The organism is Brucella pseudogrignonensis (assembly GCF_031454375.1).
GTDB classification, from domain to species: Bacteria; Pseudomonadota; Alphaproteobacteria; order Rhizobiales; family Rhizobiaceae; genus Brucella; species Brucella pseudogrignonensis_A.
The window spans coordinates 567,980-588,123 of record NZ_JAVDQT010000002.1 but is presented as its reverse complement, the minus strand read 5'-3'; the positions used below and the strand labels follow the sequence as shown (position 1 = coordinate 588,123).

The following is a 20,144-nucleotide window of genomic DNA, read 5'->3' as shown; positions in this document are numbered from 1 at the left end:
CTCCAGATCACCAGCCAATCATTCCCGTGATTGACATAAGTATCGACTAGCGATACGGTAGTATTGTTATTGACGATAGCTGGCATTTTGCTAATGTGTCAAGGGGATTTAAAGGAGGGGCTATGCGCGACGTTGAGAGAGTGGAATATGGTGTTCGTCCGGTGTCTGACGCGGATGAAAATGACCCGCTTTTTGTCTCCGCAATTGCACGCGCGATGCAGGTTTTGTCAGCCTTTCACGGCACCAGTAAGCCTTTGACTCTTAACGAGATTGCCAAAATCTGCGGCATGGGCAAAAGCACTGTGCAACGCATTGTTCACACACTCCGCCAGCAGGGATATATTGAACGCGATCCCAATGATCGGGGTTATGTTCCCGGCATTCGTATTCTCGATCACACGCTTGATTATTTGCGACTAAATTCAGTTATTGTACGCGCACTGCCCGCTCTGCTTGAGCTGCGACGGGACGCAAGTGAGCGTGTTGACCTTAGTGTCAGAGACGATCTTCGTTTGGTTTACGCGCTTCGTTTGCAAAGTAAGCGAGAAGCTTTTTTTGCAACGCTTATCGGCAATAGTGTGCCTCTTTATTGCACTTCGGGCGGACGCGCAGTTATGGCGCAGCTTCCGGATGATGAAGTAGACGAGATTATTCAGCGCTCTAAACGCCGCAAATTTACTCCGCGCACCATCACGGAGCCCCAAGAAATCTGGGACAAAATTCATGAAGCGCGGGAAAACGGCTATGCGCTTGCTTCAGAGGAAGTTCTTCAAGGCGAAATAGCTATTGGTGCGGCGATACGCGGTCCCGAAGGGCGCCCAGTTGCAGCAATACACGTCGGCGGATCGCTAAGCGAGTGGAACAAAGAGACGTTTTCAAGTCACTTTGCACCACTCATTATGGCTGCGGCAGGTACGATTAATCGACTTTAGATTTTTTAACCCCAGTTCTCGATACGGATTTTCGAGCCGTCTGAGAAGCGCGAGATATGGAACGGCGACGGATCGACAACCGGCGTTTCGCCGCTGACCATATCGGCGACCAATCGTCCTGCACCGGGGCCGATGCCAAAGCCATGGCCTGAAAAGCCTGTGGCGATGATCAGACCTTCAATGCCGGGCAGGGGCGATATAACAGGAATGACATCCGGCATCGTATCAATCAGCCCGGCCCATTCCTGTGCGATCGTTGCAGATGCAAAAGATGGGATAGCGGCTTTGAGTTTGCTTAGTACTGCTGCATTCGCTGCCCGGTGCGGTTCGGGATCAAGCGTGCGGATTTTTTCAAACACCGAGACCTGATCTGCCGGACGGAGCTTCCATTGGAAAGCTTCTTCAAAAAAGCGTTCACCGAAACGGAAACGCAGGGATTTCCATTCTGTTGAGAGCGACGGAAGGAAGTCGCGGAAGAAACGAAAACTGTCAGGCACAATGTCGGCAATGGAGCCGCCAAGGCTCGCAACCGTATAACCACCATCAAGCCGCTTGCGCAGTGCGAAGTCCGAAAATGCGATTGCCGGTTCAACGCCGCTCTCGATAGGCGAGGTGCGGAAGACGGACGAGCGCACTTTGAGCTGCGGTAGGTGGGCATCAAACGACGATATGATCAGCCGTGACCAGGCGCCGCCAGCAACGACAATCGCTTCGCAAGCCACGCGGCCTTTTTCAGTCAGGACCGCTGACACACGCCCATTGGTGGTTTCGATCCCGCGCACGGCACAGTTTTGCAGAATGACAGCACCGAGTTCCTGCGCCTTTGCGGCAAAAGCAGGTACTGCCTTTTGCGGCTCCGCACGGCCATCGAGCGGCGTGATCATGCCACCCTTAAGCGGACGCGTCAGTCCCGGTGCGAGATTTGATGCCTGCTGGCTGTTCAGCAGTTGGGTTTCGATGCCGTGCTCGCTGGCAATTTTGATCCACTCTGCGTAGCGCTCGACTTCTTCTTCCTTCTCGGCAGTGTAGGCAATGCCGGTAACGCGAAATCCGGTTTCGCGTCCCACACGTTCATTCATGCCGTTCCAGAGACGCATACTTTCGACAATCAACGGCATTTCGCGGCTGTCGCGCCCGGTCCTGCGGCACCAGCCCCAGTTGCGACTGGATTGCTCGCCAGCGATTTCACCCTTTTCAAAGAGGGCAACAGGAATGCCGCGCTCAGCCAGAAAAAGCGCCGTCGATACCCCGATCACACCACCGCCGATAATGGCGACCTTTGTTTCCCGCGGCAAACGCTCGGCGGTTGCCACTTTGTCGGTGATCGGCCCCATGATCAGACTCCTGCAATGCGAATATCAAATTCTGATGAAAGCAACATTGCGCGATTTGCGAGCTTATTCAACCGGATAGTGCAGCAAATTATTGTGCTTTCAATGGTGTTTCGGCAAATGCCTGATGCGTTTGGTCGGGTTTTATTGGCAAAGTTGTTCAAGTGCATTTATATGCGGACTGATGATAACAGGACTCTCGGCCTCATCTATGGACGCACGGACTCTGCAGGATACGATGCTCGATAACGAAACGGCTCCGGCACTGACCCTCTCGGGAATTGGTCGGCAGTTTGGAACCGTGCGCGCGCTTGATAACATTTCGCTGGATGTGCAGCCCGGTGAGATCATCTGTCTGGTTGGGCATTCCGGCTGCGGCAAGACTTCACTCTTGCGGATTATTGCTGGCATTGATGCACCCGATGAAGGTCAGCTTACGATGGGCGGGCGCACGCTCGTCGGGCCATCGATCTTCGTTGAACCGGAAAAGCGAAACATTGGTGTGGTCTTTCAGGACTACGCGTTGTTTCCACATCTGACCGTGCGTGAAAATGTGCTGTTCGGTCTGCGCAAGGTTCGCAAGGAACAAGCGCTCAGCCGCGTGGATGAATTGCTCGAACTTGTCGGTCTTTCTTCGATGGCGGATCGTTACCCGCATATGTTGTCGGGTGGGGAGCAGCAGCGCGTGGCGCTTATTCGGGCATTGGCACCGAAGCCTGATCTGCTTTTAATGGATGAGCCGTTCTCCAATCTGGATCGCGGCTTACGCGCGCGCGTGCGTAGCGAGACTATGGCGCTGCTGCGCGCACTCGGCACGCCGGTCATTATCGTGACGCATGAGGCAGAAGAAGCGCTTTCGACCGGCGATCGCGTTGTTCTGATGCGCTCTGGCGAAATCGTGCAGCAAGGTTCTCCTCGCGAGCTGCATAATCATCCAAATAGCCGATACGCAGCCGATTTCTTCTGTGACTTCAACGCGTTTGAAGGTTTTGTTCGTGGCAATGGAATTGAAACAAAACTGGGTTCTTTCGATGCCCCGGGTGATCTCGATATTAGCGGTGAAGTTCTCGTTTATATCCGGCCGCGCGATATTAGAATTTTTCCGGACGACCAAGCCAGTGGTTTGAGTGGACAGATCGAAACGCGAATCTATCTTGGTGAAACCGAAGAGTTGCTAATCCGCCTTGATGGCAGCGAGCAGTCTTTACGCATTCGAACGGATCAGCATGTGGCGGAAGATGCTTCATCTGTTTTCCTCCACGTTGATTGGAGCAAAGCGCTGATTTTTGGGAAAAGTGAGTAAATAGGTCATATTTATTCACCCGTGCAATTGACCCTGCAAAATCGAGTTCATATATTCCGATTGCATACCATATAGTTCCAAATGAACCATATTTTCGGAGGTAATATGCCCAAGATCGCGCGTGCTGGACTTGCACTCATGGCTGCGACTTTTCTCTCAGGTGCTGCGAATGCAAATGAGGTGAATATTTACACAACCCGTGAGCCAGGCCTGATCCAGCCTTTGCTCGATGCCTATAAGGAAAAGACGGGCACGACCGTCAACACAGTTTTCCTGAAGGATGGTCTCGCTGAACGTGTTGCGTCTGAGGGCGATAAGTCTCCTGCCGATATTCTGATGACCGTTGATGCTGGCAATCTGGTTGATCTCGTCGACAAGGGATTGACCCAGAAGGTCGATTCGCAGGCTTTGAAGGATGCAATTCCTGAGCAGCTGCGTGATGCCGATGGTAACTGGTTTGGCCTGTCGATGCGCGCACGCGTAATCTATGCCGATAAGGATTTGGAACTCGACAAGATCACCTATGAAGAATTGGCTGATCCGAAGTGGAAGGGCAAGATCTGCATACGCGCTGGTCAGCATCCTTACAATACGGCACTGATCGCAGATTATATTGCGCATAATGGTGCCGAAAAGACCGAAGAATGGCTCACTGGCCTGAAAGCTAATCTGGCACGCAAGGCTGCCGGTGGTGATCGTGATGGCGCTAAGGATATCGTCGGTGGTATCTGCGATATCGCAGTGGCCAACTCCTACTATGTTGGTCTGATGCGCTCAGGTAAAAGCGGAGACGAACAAAAGGCATGGGGCGACGGCATTAAAGTCATCCTGCCAACTTTTGCGAATGGTGGCACACAGGTAAACATCAGCGGTGCAGCTGTTGCCAAGAACGCGCCGAACAAGGAAGAAGCCGTCAAGCTTCTTGAATATCTTGCTTCGGACGACGCTCAGAAGCTCTACGCTCAGGCGAACTACGAATATCCAGTCAAGGCAGGCGCTCCGGTTGATCCGATTGTGGAATCCTTCGGTGAACTGAAGATCGACAGCGTCCCGCTTTCGGAAATCGTCAAGCACCGTAAGCAGGCCAGCGAACTGGTCGACAAAGTTGGCTTTGATAATTAAAAGCTGATTAGCATTATGAAAATGACGCCGGTGCAAAACCTTTGCGCCGGCGTTTTGATATGAGGAAAGCATGCCGGAATCTGTGCAAGCCGCATCATCGACCAAGCCTTTTCGCTCGCGTTCAGGGCGAGGCTGGTTGTGGCTTTCAGGATTGATTGCGCTTCTGGTGTGCCTGCCGGTTCTTGCACTGATTATAGAAGCGTTGCGCGGCTCATCTGGGCTGTGGGGTCATCTATTCTCAACGATCTTTGCTACGGCCTTTACCGATACAATCATTTTGCTTGCAGGCGTGGGGCTTATTACGGCCTTTGTCGGCACATCGACTGCTTGGCTTGTCACAGCCTATGATTTTCGTGGGCGCGGTGTGCTGGAATGGGCGCTTTTGCTACCGCTTGCAGTGCCGACCTACATCATCGCTTATGCTTATCTTGATATTTTGCACCCAATTGGCCCGATACAAAGCGCAATCCGTTTCATGTTGGGCTATGAAACTCCGCGCCAGTTCCGTTTGCCGGATATAAGATCAATGACGGGCTGCATAATCCTGCTCGGCTTTGTACTTTATCCCTATGTTTATATTCCAACGCGCGCAATGTTTCTCACACAGTCGGCGAGCTTGATCGAAGCCGCACGCACATTGGGCGTCAGCCGCCGCGGTATATTCTGGCGCGTGGCACTGCCGCTTGCACGTCCTGCTGTGGCTATTGGTGTCAGTCTCGCATTGATGGAAACGCTTAACGATGTTGGTGCTGCCGAATTTCTCGGTGTGCGGACGCTGACTGTTTCGATTTACACAACATGGGTTACGCGCTTCGACCTGCCGGGGGCAGCACAGCTTGCTTTGGCGCTTTTATTGCTAGTTGTCGCTCTTGTTTCAATTGAGCGTTGGGCGAGGCGTAAACAACGTTTCTCGTCCAATATTCGCCATTCACGTGGTTTCGAGCCGCTGAAGGTGAGCGGTTTGAAAAGCATTTGGCTTTTCATTGCCTGCCTCACGCCAATCATTATCGGCTTTATCTTGCCCGCGACTTATCTTGTGATTGAGGCAGTCAAGCGGATGCGTTTTGCGGGTATCTCACCCCGTCTCGCCGGTGAAGCATTCAACACCGTCATGCTCGCATCTGTCGCAACCATTCTGGTACTGTTGTTTGGCATGATGGTGGCCTATGCGATGCGGCTTTTTCCGGGTACTGCCTCACGTTGGTTTTATCGGTTTTCGACTATGGGGTACGCAGCACCTGGAACCGTAATTGCTATTGGCATCATGATCGTTTCTGGTGCCGCTGATCGTTTCTTCGGTCAGCTTTTTAGCACCTTCTTCGGTATGTCCACTGGCTTGCTGATGATCGGCTCGGGAGCAGCGATCATTTATGCCTATGTTGCACGCTTTCTCGCTATTTCTGCAGGCGGCATCGATGCAGGGCTTGAACGTATTCCGCAATCGCTTGATCACGCGTCGCGTACACTCGGGCGAGGGGTGACAGCAACTTTCTGTCAGGTGCATTTGCCGCTATCAAAAACGGCTATTGTCGCCGCAGGTCTGCTGGTTTTTGTTGATTGCGTGAAGGAGTTACCGGCCACGCTTCTTCTGCGTCCGCTCAATATTGAGACCTTTGCGACGCATCTTTATGGCGAGGCTGCACGCGGTACCTATGAAGAAGCGTCGGTTGCAGCACTTGCAATTGTGGCGGTCGGTATTTTGCCGGTCATTCTGCTTTCGCGCGTTGGTCGTCGTTTAAGTAACGCTCGCAGCTAATCGCAGAAGTTCTGCAATATCAAATTGTTACAATATCGTTATGGTTCGCGACTTTAACACGATGCGCGGCATGGTTGCCGAATGTGCGGAAAATCCAAAAAATGCTGATCTATCAAGGGCTTTGACGAGTTCAAGGCCTGTCGTTGAGCGCAGATTACTGAATGATTTCAACACGATATTTCGCGTGAACGCAATAATATGTGACTGTATTATAGGCCCAATTCCATGCTTCTACCACAATGCGAAAGCTCAATGGTCACAATTGAAACAAGACCGCGCAAGCTGACATGCAAATGGCCACGAAGGTCACCGTCAAGGTCGCGGAAGGAATGGAATGATGGAATCTATGCTCAACACGCAACAATGGCTCCCAGTCGAGTTGCTGAACATTGGTTTGGCCGCAGCCGTTTTCTTTGCTTGTCTTGTGCTTTCGCTGTGGAAGGCTGTCTTTGACGAACTCAATCCGGTTTTCTGGCGCCGTACGGCTGCTGTTTTATGGGCTGGTGTTGTTATCGTGGCTCTAAGCACGGGTATTGAAAGCTTCAACTGGCCGCAGATTATCGGCTGGACCATGATTGCTGGCGGTGTGATCGCAACAGCGGCGCGCACTGGCATGAGCTATTATCGTCAGTATTCGGCGCATAATGTTCGCCGGACCAAGTTCTCGAATGCGCGGTTTTCAGGCCCGCGTGCTTCTGGACGGTAATCGCTATGTTTGCAAAGACTTCTCAAATGCCTTTGCGGCAACACCGTCCAAATAGCTTGCGCTCGTTTTTTATCCGCGCTTTTGGTTCTGCACGATCCCGTAAATATTCGTTGAGCGTGTGCCAGAGCGGCAATAGCCCAGAATAGGGCCTTCGGCTTCGGCAAGTGCCGAGGCCATTTCATCGACGTTTTCCTGAGTTAACTGTCCGCCAACGACCGGTATATAATAAGTCTTGATGCCGGCTTTTTCCGCTACCTTGGCGACTTCAGCAAAAGTTGGCTGGTCTGGCCCTTCTTCGCCATCGGGACGATTGCAGATGATCGTCTGGAAGCCTTCAGCCGCGATATCGCGCACGTCATCGGGCGAAATTTGTCCGGTCACTGAGTAATTGTCGTCGATTTGACGAATATCCATTTTTGCACCTGTAAGACGATCTGTTGGAACTGACACCAAGTCTTTACGAACTTGAATTGTGTGCAGATATAGCTTGTTCGCAATGCTCATCGCAAGCGCAATGCCCTTTGACTGGTGCCAGATATTTATTCAATCTTTTGCTTCATTGAATTTGATACGGATACCAGTCATATCGTTAAGTGTTATGACTTCAGCCTAGTTATGCATCTGTGAACTGCGGGATAAATGATGACGTACGAGATCAGCCAGAATTTGCCTCGCGTTACACGTCGTCACGATGGTTATTACAAAAGTTCGCGCGAAGTTCCGGAGGAAGTACCTATCGCTATGAGTTATAACGGTACGACCCATGCCGTTATGATGGCGACGCCTGCTGATCTTCAAGACTTTGCTATAGGTTTCAGTCTTACGGAAGACATCATAAGCCATATCTCTGAAATCGAAGATCTGAATATTGAGGTGTTTGAAAAGGGCATCGATATTCAGATGCGGCTTGTCCCGACGCGTAACGATATGCTCGTTGCCCGACGCAGGTTTATGGCAGGGCCTGTGGGCTGCGGTTTGTGCGGAATCGATTCTATCGATCAGGCTATTCGTCCGCTCATGCAGATAGGGCCAGGTAACATTCGGTTTAAAGCAGCATCAATCACAGCAGCTATGGATGTGCTTGCTGGTGAGCAGCATTTGAATGCGCTGACGCATGCGGTGCATGGTGCAGGTTTTTACGTTCCAGATCAGGGACTTGTCACGGTTCGTGAAGATGTTGGTCGACATAATGCGCTGGACAAGCTTATTGGTGCACTGGCGCATGAAAACAGACCAGCAGCCACTGGTATAGTCGCACTCACGAGCCGTGTTTCAGTTGAGATGGTACAAAAAGCCGTTATTCTCGGTGCGCCATTGCTGGCCGCAATTTCGGCACCTACAGCGCTTGCGATCCGCACTGCGGAAGATGCTAATCTCACGCTTGTGGCGCTTGTTCGCGGAGATGATTTTGACGTCTATACGCACCCCAAACGCATCATTACAGAATAACTGGCCCTACAGATGTAAGGCCAGCTAACTTAATATTAGACAAGCGCTTCAATGCGCGCGCGCTCGCTAGCAATCTGCAATGCAGCATGAGCTGCTTCCACGCCCTTCACCTTGAAGTGGTTGAAGAAGAAGTCGTGATGTTCTTTGCTGTCGTGGTAATGATGCGGCGTGAGTGACACGCTGAGCACCGGCACTTCGGTTTCAAGCTGCACCTGCATTATACCGTTGATGACAGCAGTAGCGACGAAATCGTGACGGTAAATGCCGCCGTCAATGACGAACGCTGCGCCAACAATTGCCGCATAGCGGCCTGTCTTTGCAAGTGTCTTGGCATGAAGCGGAATTTCATAAGCGCCGGGAACGTCGAAGACTTCAACTTCCACATTGGTACCGGTTTTGGCAGCCAGTTCAGCAATGAAGCTCTTACGCGCTTCGTCAACAATATCGGCGTGCCAACGCGCCTGAATGAAGGCGATTTTAAAGGATGTCTTGTTCGGATAGCTCTGGTTCATAGGTTCCTCACGAAACTAGAATCAGGGCGCACAAAGGAACGAAAGCCCACGCCTGTTGAGGCGCGGCCGAACGTTCTTTCACTCTCTTCCATCCGGACTTTAACCGTCGGCTCCGGCATCTCACCGGATCTGCTGACCCTTAAATGATCGGTCGAAATGACCTTTTATTTAAGGCGCTCGCGGGCTCGAAGATCGCTCTTCATACCGCCGGTGGGGAGTTTCACCCCGCCCCGAGAACAAACCCGCACACCATTGTGCGAGTGACCGGAAACTAGGCATTCCTTTGACTGATGTCTAGTCACTTCACGGGAAATTTATGCTGATCTGGCACTGGATGAGCGTTGAATTTTTCAGATATCCGCTGCCCAGTAATATATCGCTACAAGAAATATTTTTTCGCGCACTAAGATGCTCAAATTGTTCCGTTTTTTGGATGGATTTTTCGATTTAGCGTTGCAGACTTTGAGTGTCCTTGAGCTAACCATATTGACACAGATCACGTTTCTCGGCCTATTCTAGGCGCACATCTTGTCTGAAGTGAAGACTTTCAACTAAAAAAGACAACGTTGTCAATCGCAGGTGGAGCTGCGGTAGAATGATTGGGATGGAGGTCTCAAAGCAGATTGAATGCTCTTAAGGATGCTTTGGGTGAGATCGCCCTACGCATCTGGCTAGATTTTATTTTGTAGAGTTCTACGGGAGGTAGACATATGCATAAATATTTTAAAATGGCCGCTATGGGTACGGCTGCGTGTGCAATGCTTGCCACAATGGCACCTGCTGCAAATGCGCAGGACAAACAAAATGTGGAGGTTCTGCATTGGTGGACCGCCGGCGGTGAAGCCGCAGCGCTTGATGTTCTCAAGAAGGACTTGGAAGCTAAGGGGATTAGCTGGACAGATATGCCAGTCGCGGGCGGTGGCGGCACAGAAGCGATGACTGTTCTTCGCGCCCGCGTTACAGCTGGCAATGCTCCGACGGCCGTGCAGATGCTTGGTTTCGACATCCGCGACTGGTCTGAGCAAGGTTCGCTTGGTAATCTCGATGAGGTTGCAGGCAAGGAAGGCTGGGATAAGGTCATTCCAGCACCTTTGCAGGATTTTGCGAAGTATGATGGCCATTGGATTGCCGCACCTGTAAATATTCACTCTACCAACTGGATGTGGATCAACAAGGCGGCTCTCGACAAGGCTGGCGGCAAAGAGCCAACCAATTGGGATGAACTGGTTGCTCTTCTCGATAATTTCAAAGAACAGGGCATCACCCCAATCGCTCATGGCGGTCAGCCATGGCAGGACGCAACGATTTTTGATGCGGTCGTCCTTTCCTTTGGTCCGGACTTCTACAAAAAAGCCTTTATCGATCTCGACCCGGAAGCACTCGGCAGCGATACGATGAAGCAGGCTTTCGACCGCATGACCAAGCTGCGTTCTTATGTGGATGATAACTTCTCTGGTCGTGATTGGAACCTTGCTTCAGCAATGGTCATCGAAGGCAAGGCTGGCGTTCAGTTTATGGGCGACTGGGCTAAGGGCGAGTTCGTGAAAGCAGGTAAAAAGCCAGGCGAAGATTTCGTTTGCATGCGCTATCCGGAAACTCAGGGAGCGGTAACCTTCAACTCCGATATGTTCGCGATGTTCAAGGTTGCTGATGATAAGGTACCAGCACAGCTTGAAATGGCTTCCGCTATCGAAAGTCCAGCATTTCAGTCAGCCTTTAACGTAGTCAAGGGCTCTGCTCCTGCACGCACCGATGTTCCAGATACCGCTTTTGATGCTTGCGGTAAGAAAGCCATCGCGGATGTGAAGGAAGCAGCGGACAAGGGCACCATGCTCGGCTCCATGGCGCATGGTTATGCAAATCCAGCTTCCGTTAAAAACGCGATTTATGACGTTGTGACCCGTCAGTTCAACGGCCAGCTTTCGTCAGAAGATGCGGTTAAGGAACTGGTTACAGCCGTTGAAGGCGCTAAGTAAGCAGATTGTTTGCGCCCGGAAGAGGTTCCGGGCGCTTACATCGCCAATTATCATTAGATATTTTCAGTGCAGTTCGCGGCAGAAAACAATGCCGTCAAAACAATAGCCCGCATCAAGAGCGCCGCGATTGAACGGCTGCCAGATGCGCGCGCAGAAATGGATGGCGCATATATGAAGCGTAACAGCCGACTACAGGAACTGGTGCCAAAGCTGGTTCTGGCACCGAGCTTCTTGATTGTCCTTGTATTTGTATATGGATTTATCATTTACACTGGCGTTCTGTCCGTCACAAACAGCCGAATGTTGCCGTCATACGGCTTTGTCGGATTGTCGAACTATGAAAAGTTGTGGGCCTTGCCGCATTGGTGGCGCGCTGTCACCAATCTGGCGATTTTTGCATCGCTTTACATCATTATATGTTCAGTCATCGGCCTGTTTCTAGCCATTCTGCTTGATCAAAAAATCCGTGGTGAAGGCTTTTTGCGCCCCATTTATCTTTATCCGATGGCGCTTTCGTTCATCGTGACAGGGACTGCTTGGAAATGGTTTCTTGATCCGGGTATCGGGCTTGAACACACAATGCGGGTTTGGGGCTGGGAAGGGTTTACCTTCAACTGGATCAAGAGCAATACAATGGCGATCTATTGCCTTGTCATTGCTGCTGTCTGGCAGTCGTCCGGCTTTGTTATGGCGATGTTTCTTGCGGGACTGCGTGGCGTAGACAATGAAATCATCAAAGCTGCGCAAATCGATGGTGCTTCCACCAGTACGATTTACCGTCGCATCATTATTCCTTTGATGCGCCCGGTATTCTTGTCGGCTTTTGTGGTATTGGCGCATCTCGCGATCAAGGCTTATGATCTTGTGGTTGCGTTGACCGGTGGTGGGCCGGGGCAGGCTACCGAACTCCCTGCGACGTTCATGTATTCTTACACCTTCACGCGCAATCAGATGGGTATTGGTGCCTCTTCCGCGATTATCATGCTCGTTATGATTTTCTCGATTATAATCCCCTACCTTTATTCGGAAATTCGCGGGGGAGCGCGGTCATGAGTGCTCAGACCCAGGAAAATGCAATCAATAGTGGTAAGCTAACCCGGGCTTTGATCTATTCGGCGTTGCTACTATTTGCGATCTATTACCTGCTGCCGCTCTATGTGATGGTGGTAAATTCCTTCAAGCCATTGGATGAAATCCGTCAGGGCGGCATGCTCAGTCTGCCACAGCAATGGACCATTGAACCGTGGCTTTCGGCATGGTCTACGGCACAGATTGGTGTGCAGCCAACTGGCCTCAAACCATTCTTTATCAACTCGATCCTGATGGTTGTGCCTGCCGTTGCTATCTCAACAATTGTGGGTGCTTTAAACGGCTATGTGCTGACGAAATGGCGTTTTCGCGGTTCTAATATCTTCTTCGGCCTGCTGTTATTATCATGTTTCATCCCGTTTCAGATCGTGCTGATCCCAATGGCGCGCGTGCTTGGTATGCTTGGCATTGCCGGCACAATCTGGGGGCTGATCCTTGTGCATGTGGTTTATGGTATCGGATTCACGACGCTTTATTTCCGCAACTATTATGAGGCGTTTCCGACCGAACTGGTTCGCGCTGCACAGATTGACGGTGCAAGTTTCCTCCAGATTTTCTGGCGTATTCTCCTGCCATCATCAGGTCCGATCATCGTTGTGTCGGTTATCTGGCAGTTCACCAATATCTGGAACGACTTCCTTTTCGGCGCATCTTTCTCGGGTGCAAACTCAACGCCGATGACCGTTGCGCTTAATAACCTGGTTTCGTCCTCAACCGGCGTCAAAGAATACAATGTGCACTTCGCAGCTGCCATTCTCGCCGCTCTGCCCACGCTGATCGTCTACATCGTTTCCGGGCGCTACTTCGTACGCGGCCTGATGTCCGGTGCTGTTAAAGGATAAGTCTGATATGTCGTTTTTAAAAATTTCTGATCTCTACAAATCCTATGGCAGTGTCTCGGTCCTCAAGAACATCAATATTGAGATTGAGGAGGGCGGCTTTCTGGTTCTGGTCGGGCCGTCTGGATGCGGCAAGTCTACACTTCTCAATACGATTGCCGGACTTGAGCCTATTACTTCCGGTGATATTTCGATCAATGGGCGATCCGTATCGGGCTTGCATCCTTCGCAACGCGATATTGCGATGGTGTTTCAGTCTTACGCGCTTTATCCGAATATGACAGTTGGCGGAAATATCGCTTTTGGTATGGAAATCCGCAAAGTGCCAAAGCCAGAGCGGGATAAGGCAATTCAGGAAGTTGCTGATATTCTTCAGATCGGTCATCTTCTCGACCGCAAGCCGAGCCAGCTTTCTGGTGGTCAGCGTCAGCGTGTTGCGATGGGGCGTGCGTTGGTTCGCAATCCGCAGGTGTTTTTATTCGACGAACCGCTTTCAAACCTTGATGCCAAGCTGCGTGTTGATATGCGCACCGAAATCAAACGCCTGCATCATCGTATGAAAACGACGATCGTTTATGTGACCCATGATCAGATTGAAGCGATGACACTGGCAACAAAAATCGCGGTTCTGAAAGATGGCATCTTGCAGCAATTTGGCACGCCAGCGGAAATCTATAACAATCCAGCCAATATGTTTGTGGCCGATTTTATGGGTTCGCCAGCCATGAACCTTCTCACGGCAACTGTTGAAAAGAGCGGTGCCGATTTTGCTATTCTGCTTGCGCAAGCGGAGGGCGATGCCCTGAAACTTCCACTCGTTAATGCACCGGAAGGGCTTCTCGATTACGTCGGTAAGGATATTATTTTTGGCATTCGTCCCGAAGCACTCACAGACCCAGATGGGGCGGATCGCAATGCACAATCTGTTGTCGAAGGCGATTGTCTGATCGATGTGGTTGAGCCTGCCGGTTCCGACACATTCGCCGTTACCCGTATTGGTGGCAAACAGGTCGTAGCTCGTTTGCGTGCTGATGCGCGGATTGCTGCCGGCCAGCGGTCGCGCCTCGCATTTAATCTCGACAAAGCTGTATTTTTCGATCCCAAAAGTCAGGAACGTATTCGTTGAAAACAAAATGAAAAGAGCGCTCCTAATTATATAGGAGCGCTCTTTTTCATGCTTGCCTGGAGGGCAAAATCAAACTGTTAGGGTCTCGCACTTAACGCAGGAAGTCTAATCCAAGAAGACCAATCGCCAGCGCCGTGTTCAGTGAAACGATCATCATTCCATAAACGAGTGCGGTTCTAGTAATGTCATTCATTTTCTACCTCCTTGAACCTCGACGCTGCTGCATCCGGTTCTAAAGCTCGAGAACATAACGAAATGTAACAGCCTGTTACGAGTGGCGCAACCCATTTCTCATAAATGTGAACGATTGTAACGTCGCGTGAGAAATGAGCTGTCTTGCAGCCATCAACATCGCTTTTTGGGCTGGTAACCGTATTGTGACGGTAAACGGGCTGGCAAATTATGAGTTCGCGTTACATAGAGAGCTACGTATAACGACATTGAAGTTAATTGTAATTTCTTGCATTCATTCGGATTTTTACCGTGAACCGCATCGTTCCTCTCGTGTTGGCTATCGCCCTTTTCATGGAGCAGATGGATTCCAATGTCATTTCAACATCGCTACCAGCAATTGCAGCTGACATCGGCACAAGCCCGATCGCCTTAAAACTCGCACTGACAGCCTATCTTGTCTCGCTTGCAGTTTTTATTCCAGTGAGCGGCTGGATGGCGGACCGATTCGGCGCAAAGAATGTATTTAGGGCAGCGATCGCCGTATTTGTGGTGGGGTCTGTTGCTTGTGCAGCCTCGAACTCACTAGCAGCATTTGTTATTGCGCGTTTCTTGCAGGGTATGGGCGGAGCGATGATGACGCCTGTTGGGCGCTTGGTGTTGATCCGCTCGACGCCCCGAAGTGAACTGGTGTCAGCGATGGCATGGCTCACTATACCCGCTATGGTCGGGCCATTGGTTGGCCCGCCGGTCGGTGGGTTTATTACCACCTTCTTTTCATGGCACTGGATATTCCTCATTAACGTACCGATTGGGCTTCTGGGCATCTGGTTTGCAACCCGCTTTCTGCCGGACACTGATGAGCGCATTCTCAAGCCGTTGGATTGGCCGGGGTTTGTCCTGTCCGGTGTTGCGATGTCGGGGGTGGTGTTCGGCTTGTCGGTTGTTAGTCTGCCCGCACTGCCGCCCATCATCGGTATTGTCGTTGTGGCTGTCGGCCTGGTTTGTGCTGCTCTCTATATTCTACATGCTCGACGTACTGTCGATCCGCTGCTCAATCTGAAGCTCTTTGATAATCAGGTTTTTCGTTCTGCAGTTTTTGGCGGCAGCGTGTTTCGTTTGGGCATTGGCGCAATTCCGTTTCTGCTGCCTTTAATGTTTCAGCTCGGCTTCGGCATGACGCCTTTTCAGTCCGGTATGATGACGTTTGTTTCTGCGATTGGCGCAATCAGCATGAAGTTCGGTGCGAGGCAGGTGTTTAACCTGTTCGGCTTCCGCCGCACGCTGATGTATGGATCGCTGATTTCAGCCAGCTTTATTGCAGCTAATGGGCTGTTTTTCCCGGAAACGCCTTATGGTGTCATTATCGGGTTCTTGCTCATCGGTGGCTTCTTCCGTTCGCTGTTCTTCACGGGCGTGAATGCTTTGGCCTTTGCTGAGATACCGGATGCCAAGACAAGTCAGGCGACCCCTATCACGGCGGTTGCGCAGCAGGTCTCCATTGCACTGGGTGTTGCGCTTGCGGGCGGTATTCTCGAACTAAGCACGGCGGTCCGGCAGGCACCATTACAGCTGGCCGATTTTCATATCGGGTTTTTCGTGGTCGCATTGGTATCAGCCACGGCAATTTTCTGGTTTGCTCGACTGGCCCCGGATGCTGGCCACGAGCTTTCTAGTTCGGCAAAATTTAAGCGCAAAAGCAATGAGGCTGCGGCTTTGAAAGAAGCGGGCATATCTAATGGCAAATAAAAAGGCGGCTTTGGAAGCCGCCTTGGTAATTCTTGTTAGCCTTTAAAGTCACGTGCGAGCAAATAAAGCTCGACGGATTCCGCACGCGATGCTGGCGGCTTGATGTGATGCACAGATTTGAATTTCTGTTTAAGCATCGCCAGCAGATCGTTTTCGGTGCCGCCCTGAAATGTCTTCGTCAGGAAGTGACCGCCCGGTTTAAGAACAGACACCGCAAAGTCAGCCGCAACTTCGCAGAGATGCACGGTGCGTAAGTGATCTGTGCGGCGATGGCCGGTCGTTGGTGCGGCCATATCTGAAATCACCAGATCAGGCTTGTCGCCAAGCGCTTCCATCAGCTTTTCGGGTGCGGCGTCATCAAGAAAGTCCATTTCCAGCAAAATAACGCCGGGAAGCGGATCAACATGCAGATAATCGATGCCAACAACCTGTGGGTTTTCATCTGTAGAGCCAACGATCTTGGCTGCAATTTGCGACCAGCCACCAGGTGCTGCACCGAGATCAATGATCTTCTGACCTTTTTTCAGGAGGTTATAGCGATCGTTGATTTCGATCAGCTTGTAAGCTGCGCGCGAACGATAGCCATCCTTCTTCGACTGGTGAACATAGGGATCGTTCAGATGGCGTAGCAGCCACCGGCGTGACGATTCCTTGATCGTTCCGGCTTTCTTCTTCACGCGAACGCGAAGATTGCTGGTTCCTGCACCGCCGCGTCCGCCGGTTTTGGTGCCGCTCTTGTTTCCGCCTGCTTTGCTCATCTTAGTGCCTGTTTCTTATGTCGGTTTTGCCGCCAGCTTTGACGGTTGGCGCGCGGTTATGGCGCCAGGCACCATCACGCGACATGAGTTCGGTCAATATGCCTTCGCGCAGTCCGCGATCGGCAACGAGAAGTTTTTCACTCGGCCACACATTGCGTATGGCATCAAGAATAGCACAGCCTGCAAGTACCAGATCAGCACGATCAGCACCAATGCAAGGATTGGCAACGCGGGCTTCAAAATCCCATGACAGTAGACGTTGCGTCATCTGCGTCACGTCTTCTGATCCCATCCACATACCATCGACGCGCCGCCGATCATAGCGTTCAAGTCCGAGATGAATACCAGCAAGCGTTGTCACTGTTCCAGATGTGCCAAGCAGATGAAAACGCGAGCTTGCTGTCAGGTTTCCAAGGCAGTTGCGTTCTGCGAAACCGGAAAGCAAGTCTGTGACATGGCCAACCATGGCATCGAAGCTTTCCTGCGTGACATTGCGACCACCGAAACGTTCGGCGAGCGTGACAACACCAACGGGCAGGGAAGTCCATGCCATGATGTGTTCAGCAAGTCTTGGAGAGCGGCGCTGAGACACATCGATCAATGCGATTTCCGACGAACCACCGCCGATGTCAAACAGCACGACCGCATCCGTTTCGCGCGTGACCAGCGTTCCGCAGCCTGATACAGCAAGGCGGGCTTCCGTCTGACGGTCAACGATTTCGAGTTCAAGCCCGGTTTCTGTGCGGACACGCTCAAGAAATTCTTCGCCATTGGCAGCAGAACGGCAAGCCTCTGTCGCGATCAAACGGGAACGTTTAATTTTACGGGATTGAAGCTTGTCGTGGCAAATCTTCAAAGCTTCGATAGCGCGTTGCATAGCATGCTCGCTCAGCCGTCCGGTTGAGCTCAGACCTTCGCCAAGTCGCACAATGCGCGAGAATGCATCCACAACACGAAATTGTCCGGGGCGTGTTGGTGAAGCAATCAACAAACGGCAATTGTTAGTGCCGAGATCAAGCGCCGCATAAAGCGGTGCTTCATGTGGTGCATGATTGCGCAGGCTTTGCGTGTTGGCGGAATGGCGCTTTAATGGCTGCGAAGCGCTACCCGACATTTCCGGGCGCGCGGTCGCGTTTTGCAGCTTTGCACCATTATCCGAATTTACAGGCGCACTTCCTTGCTGGCGAGCCTGCTTCTTCTTACGGGCGCGCCTGCGGCGATTCGATATTTTACCGCCGGGCTTTCCATCTGCGGATTTAGCTTCCGCATTCTGGGTTTCTGCAATTGCTGGCTTTTGGCCACGCGCATCTGCGGCACCGGGGGATTTCCCACGGTTGCGACGGCGCGCACGCTTGCGCTGGCTTTGGGAGCCCTTGTTTTCTGCGTCTGAGCGTCCTGAATCGGGGGCTTTCGCTGCCTTGCCGACTTCTGGAACGGCTTGCTTACGCGATTTGCGCTTGCCGTTCTCGGACGGATTCCGAGCCTGTTGGTTGCCCGTTTGTCCGCCGGACGCCCCTTGTTGCGCCGTTGCTGCGGGGCGCTCCTCGGGGTTTTTCAAGGTTTTTATCCTTATGGCGCCGCGCGAACCTTTAAAGGACGCAAGCAAGGCGCTTCAATTTTTACGTTGTCCTTAATGTAGCAGCGCTTTGGGCATTTACCAAGGGGCAGGCGAGGACCAGTCGTGGGAAAATTGATAAAAGGACGCATGAATCTGATAGGGCTAATATGAATAGGGGCTTTCGCTGTCTGCAAAAGCCCCATCATCAGAATCAAAAGAGATGTTCAGTTCAAATGTCGTAGGTATGCGCGGCATTGATTGTTGCCACGAATTGCTTGGTCCGTTCACGCGCTGGCGTGACGAATACATCATGTGCGGTGCCGGTTTCGACAATATTGCCCGCTTCCAAGAACACGACATTCTGCGCAATTTTTGAAGCAAGGCGCAGGTCATGCGTGGCAATGACCATCGTCGTGCCTTCCTTTGCAAGCTTACTCAACACGTCCACAACTTCCGATGCCAATTCAGGATCGAGAGCAGATGTCGGTTCGTCGCAAAGCAGAACGCGCGGCGAGGGGGCGAGTGCACGCGCAATAGCAATGCGCTGTTGCTGGCCGCCAGAAAGCGTTGCAGGCCAAGCGTCAGCCTTGTGTGCCATGCCTACCTTTACAAGCAGTTCCATGGCGCGTTCTTTTGCCTTTTCCTTTGGCCATTTCAGGACAGTTACCAAGCTTTCCATAACGTTTTGAATGGCAGTCTGATGCGGGAATAGCTGGAAATTCTGAAACACCATGCCCGTTTGACGGCGAATGGACTGGATCGCTTGCCAGCTTGGCTTGCGGTTGGGCTCGAACGTCAGGCTCTGTCCGCCGAGCGTCAATGTGCCGGACGTTGGAACTTCGAGCAAGTTGATGCAACGCAGAAGTGTGCTTTTGCCGCCGCCTGAGGGACCGACAAGAGCTGTCACCGTTCCCTCAGCGATTTTCACGTTGATGCCATTGAGGATGACAACGTCGTCGAAGCTTTTGACGATATCTTTCAGCTCAATCATGAATTTGTCTCCAGTGTGCCACCATAGCGTTTGAAACGCTTTTCCAGCCGTGCCTGAAGGTTGGACAGAATTGTGCTGAGCACCAAATAGATAAGCGCTGCTTCGATATAAAGCACAAGTGGTTCATAGGTGGTGGCAACGATGCGCTGTGCCGACTGAAACAGTTCCGGCACGGTGATCGCAGCCGCAAGTGATGTGTCTTTTACCAGCGATATAAACGTGTTGGACAGAGGCGGAACCGCAGTGCGTGTTGCCTGTGGCAGGATGGTGCGGGTCAATGCCTGACGCCAGCTCATGCCGATGGAATAGGCTGCTTCCCACTGACCTTTCGGAACTGCAGAAATTACGGCGCGGATAACTTCTGAACTATAAGCACCAACATTCAACGAGAAGCCGATGACAGCTGCAGTGAAGGCGTCGAGATAGATACCTGCGCTTGGCAGGCCATAGAAAATCACGAACAGCTGCACCAGCATTGGTGTGCCACGGAAAATCCACACGTAGAAGCGTGCAATGAGTGATGCCCATATCGGCGCAAACAAGCGCACAAGCGCTGTAAGCAATCCGAGTGACAGCCCGAAAATGAATGACAATATCGTCAGTGGAATGGTGAATCTTAGCCCGGCCCAAAGCAGGGTGGGCAGGGAATCCGCCATGAGTTGAAGCCAATCGGGCACGTCACAAATTCCTTAGCTGGGATAGGACCTGAAAACTCAATTATCAGGAAGTAACATATACACAATGAAAGAAAGCCGGAAACTGGTTCCGGCTTTCCT

General features: G+C 51.7%; 18 protein-coding genes and 1 riboswitch. Of the genes, 11 read left to right on the top strand and 7 right to left on the bottom strand.

The genetic code is table 11. The features are described 5' to 3' along the window. Positions 1–122: 122 nt before the first annotated feature. The gene (locus J2782_RS10530) at positions 123–932 is read left to right on the top strand and encodes an IclR family transcriptional regulator (RefSeq protein WP_310012100.1); all 810 of its coding nucleotides are present in this window, start codon (positions 123–125) and stop codon (positions 930–932) included. 5 nt (positions 933–937) lie between these two features. On the opposite strand, the gene J2782_RS10525 is transcribed toward J2782_RS10530, so the two are convergent. Further along, positions 938–2,266 (bottom strand): NAD(P)/FAD-dependent oxidoreductase, encoded by a 1,329-nt coding sequence (locus J2782_RS10525; RefSeq protein ID WP_310012099.1) that lies wholly within the window; start codon positions 2,264–2,266, stop codon positions 938–940. A gap of 208 nt (positions 2,267–2,474) precedes the next feature. Here J2782_RS10525 and J2782_RS10520 point away from each other — a divergent pair, with 208 nt between their 5' ends. From J2782_RS10520 to J2782_RS10505, 4 genes are all read left to right on the top strand, one after another. After that, complete coding sequence (locus J2782_RS10520; protein WP_310012097.1) at positions 2,475–3,566, top strand: ABC transporter ATP-binding protein; 1,092 nt, start codon at positions 2,475–2,477, stop codon at positions 3,564–3,566. A gap of 105 nt (positions 3,567–3,671) precedes the next feature. Next, entirely contained in the window at positions 3,672–4,688 is a 1,017-nt protein-coding gene (locus J2782_RS10515; RefSeq protein ID WP_250042259.1) for a Fe(3+) ABC transporter substrate-binding protein, read from the top strand. A 70-nt stretch (positions 4,689–4,758) separates the two neighbouring features. Beyond that, on the top strand, positions 4,759–6,444 hold the full coding sequence (locus tag J2782_RS10510; protein ID WP_310012095.1) for an ABC transporter permease: 1,686 nt from the start codon (positions 4,759–4,761) through the stop codon (positions 6,442–6,444). 334 nt (positions 6,445–6,778) lie between these two features. Further along, on the top strand, positions 6,779–7,150 hold the full coding sequence (locus J2782_RS10505; RefSeq protein WP_310012093.1) for a hypothetical protein: 372 nt from the start codon (positions 6,779–6,781) through the stop codon (positions 7,148–7,150). Between the two features lie 69 nt (positions 7,151–7,219). On the opposite strand, the gene J2782_RS10500 is transcribed toward J2782_RS10505, so the two are convergent. Further along, a complete protein-coding gene (locus J2782_RS10500) occupies positions 7,220–7,564 on the bottom strand; it encodes a protein tyrosine phosphatase family protein (RefSeq protein WP_310012092.1) in 345 nt (114 codons plus the stop codon). A 225-nt stretch (positions 7,565–7,789) separates the two neighbouring features. Between J2782_RS10500 and fdhD the strand changes: the two genes are divergently transcribed. Continuing rightward, positions 7,790–8,599, top strand: a complete 810-nt coding sequence (gene fdhD / locus J2782_RS10495) for a formate dehydrogenase accessory sulfurtransferase FdhD (RefSeq protein WP_310012091.1) — start codon at positions 7,790–7,792, stop codon at positions 8,597–8,599. Between the two features lie 35 nt (positions 8,600–8,634). On the opposite strand, the gene J2782_RS10490 is transcribed toward fdhD, so the two are convergent. Continuing rightward, a complete protein-coding gene (locus tag J2782_RS10490) occupies positions 8,635–9,111 on the bottom strand; it encodes a 6,7-dimethyl-8-ribityllumazine synthase (RefSeq protein ID WP_310012090.1) in 477 nt (158 codons plus the stop codon). A 76-nt stretch (positions 9,112–9,187) separates the two neighbouring features. Further along, positions 9,188–9,353, bottom strand: a riboswitch (FMN riboswitch). Between the two features lie 468 nt (positions 9,354–9,821). Here J2782_RS10490 and J2782_RS10485 point away from each other — a divergent pair. From J2782_RS10485 to J2782_RS10465, 5 genes are all read left to right on the top strand, one after another. Next, positions 9,822–11,087, top strand: a complete 1,266-nt coding sequence (locus tag J2782_RS10485; RefSeq protein WP_310012088.1) for an ABC transporter substrate-binding protein — start codon at positions 9,822–9,824, stop codon at positions 11,085–11,087. Between the two features lie 171 nt (positions 11,088–11,258). Next, positions 11,259–12,140 (top strand): carbohydrate ABC transporter permease, encoded by an 882-nt coding sequence (locus J2782_RS10480; protein ID WP_250042457.1) that lies wholly within the window; start codon positions 11,259–11,261, stop codon positions 12,138–12,140. Further along, positions 12,137–13,018 (top strand): carbohydrate ABC transporter permease, encoded by an 882-nt coding sequence (locus tag J2782_RS10475; protein ID WP_250042269.1) that lies wholly within the window; start codon positions 12,137–12,139, stop codon positions 13,016–13,018. The genes J2782_RS10480 and J2782_RS10475 overlap by 4 nt, the downstream gene beginning before the upstream one ends. Positions 13,019–13,025: 7 nt before the next feature. Then, complete coding sequence (locus J2782_RS10470; RefSeq protein ID WP_310012086.1) at positions 13,026–14,141, top strand: ABC transporter ATP-binding protein; 1,116 nt, start codon at positions 13,026–13,028, stop codon at positions 14,139–14,141. A gap of 483 nt (positions 14,142–14,624) precedes the next feature. Continuing rightward, on the top strand, positions 14,625–16,061 hold the full coding sequence (locus J2782_RS10465; RefSeq protein WP_310012085.1) for an MFS transporter: 1,437 nt from the start codon (positions 14,625–14,627) through the stop codon (positions 16,059–16,061). Between the two features lie 35 nt (positions 16,062–16,096). On the opposite strand, the gene J2782_RS10460 is transcribed toward J2782_RS10465, so the two are convergent. The 4 genes from J2782_RS10460 to J2782_RS10445 form a co-directional block, all read right to left on the bottom strand. After that, positions 16,097–16,819: an RlmE family RNA methyltransferase gene (locus J2782_RS10460; RefSeq protein ID WP_310012084.1), complete on the bottom strand. Its 723-nt coding sequence runs from the start codon at positions 16,817–16,819 to the stop codon at positions 16,097–16,099. A 1-nt stretch (position 16,820) separates the two neighbouring features. Then, the gene (locus J2782_RS10455) at positions 16,821–18,377 is read right to left on the bottom strand and encodes a Ppx/GppA phosphatase family protein (protein ID WP_310012081.1); all 1,557 of its coding nucleotides are present in this window, start codon (positions 18,375–18,377) and stop codon (positions 16,821–16,823) included. A 229-nt stretch (positions 18,378–18,606) separates the two neighbouring features. Further along, entirely contained in the window at positions 18,607–19,368 is a 762-nt protein-coding gene (locus J2782_RS10450) for an amino acid ABC transporter ATP-binding protein (protein WP_310012080.1), read from the bottom strand. Continuing rightward, complete coding sequence (locus tag J2782_RS10445) at positions 19,365–20,045, bottom strand: amino acid ABC transporter permease (RefSeq protein WP_250042278.1); 681 nt, start codon at positions 20,043–20,045, stop codon at positions 19,365–19,367. The genes J2782_RS10450 and J2782_RS10445 overlap by 4 nt, the downstream gene beginning before the upstream one ends. Between the last annotated feature and the right edge of the window lie 99 nt (positions 20,046–20,144).

Coding starts and splice junctions, on each gene's coding strand:
- J2782_RS10480 (WP_250042457.1), top strand. CDS start 11,259: ATGAAGCGTAACAGCCGACTACAGGAACTGGTGCCAAAGCTGGTTCTG.
- J2782_RS10525 (WP_310012099.1), bottom strand. CDS start 2,266: ATGGGGCCGATCACCGACAAAGTGGCAACCGCCGAGCGTTTGCCGCGG.
- J2782_RS10460 (WP_310012084.1), bottom strand. CDS start 16,819: ATGAGCAAAGCAGGCGGAAACAAGAGCGGCACCAAAACCGGCGGACGC.
- fdhD (WP_310012091.1), top strand. CDS start 7,790: ATGATGACGTACGAGATCAGCCAGAATTTGCCTCGCGTTACACGTCGT.
- J2782_RS10515 (WP_250042259.1), top strand. CDS start 3,672: ATGCCCAAGATCGCGCGTGCTGGACTTGCACTCATGGCTGCGACTTTT.
- J2782_RS10530 (WP_310012100.1), top strand. CDS start 123: ATGCGCGACGTTGAGAGAGTGGAATATGGTGTTCGTCCGGTGTCTGAC.
- J2782_RS10490 (WP_310012090.1), bottom strand. CDS start 9,111: ATGAACCAGAGCTATCCGAACAAGACATCCTTTAAAATCGCCTTCATT.
- J2782_RS10450 (WP_310012080.1), bottom strand. CDS start 19,368: ATGATTGAGCTGAAAGATATCGTCAAAAGCTTCGACGACGTTGTCATC.
- J2782_RS10475 (WP_250042269.1), top strand. CDS start 12,137: ATGAGTGCTCAGACCCAGGAAAATGCAATCAATAGTGGTAAGCTAACC.
- J2782_RS10500 (WP_310012092.1), bottom strand. CDS start 7,564: ATGGATATTCGTCAAATCGACGACAATTACTCAGTGACCGGACAAATT.
- J2782_RS10510 (WP_310012095.1), top strand. CDS start 4,759: ATGCCGGAATCTGTGCAAGCCGCATCATCGACCAAGCCTTTTCGCTCG.
- J2782_RS10485 (WP_310012088.1), top strand. CDS start 9,822: ATGCATAAATATTTTAAAATGGCCGCTATGGGTACGGCTGCGTGTGCA.
- J2782_RS10470 (WP_310012086.1), top strand. CDS start 13,026: ATGTCGTTTTTAAAAATTTCTGATCTCTACAAATCCTATGGCAGTGTC.
- J2782_RS10505 (WP_310012093.1), top strand. CDS start 6,779: ATGATGGAATCTATGCTCAACACGCAACAATGGCTCCCAGTCGAGTTG.
- J2782_RS10520 (WP_310012097.1), top strand. CDS start 2,475: ATGGACGCACGGACTCTGCAGGATACGATGCTCGATAACGAAACGGCT.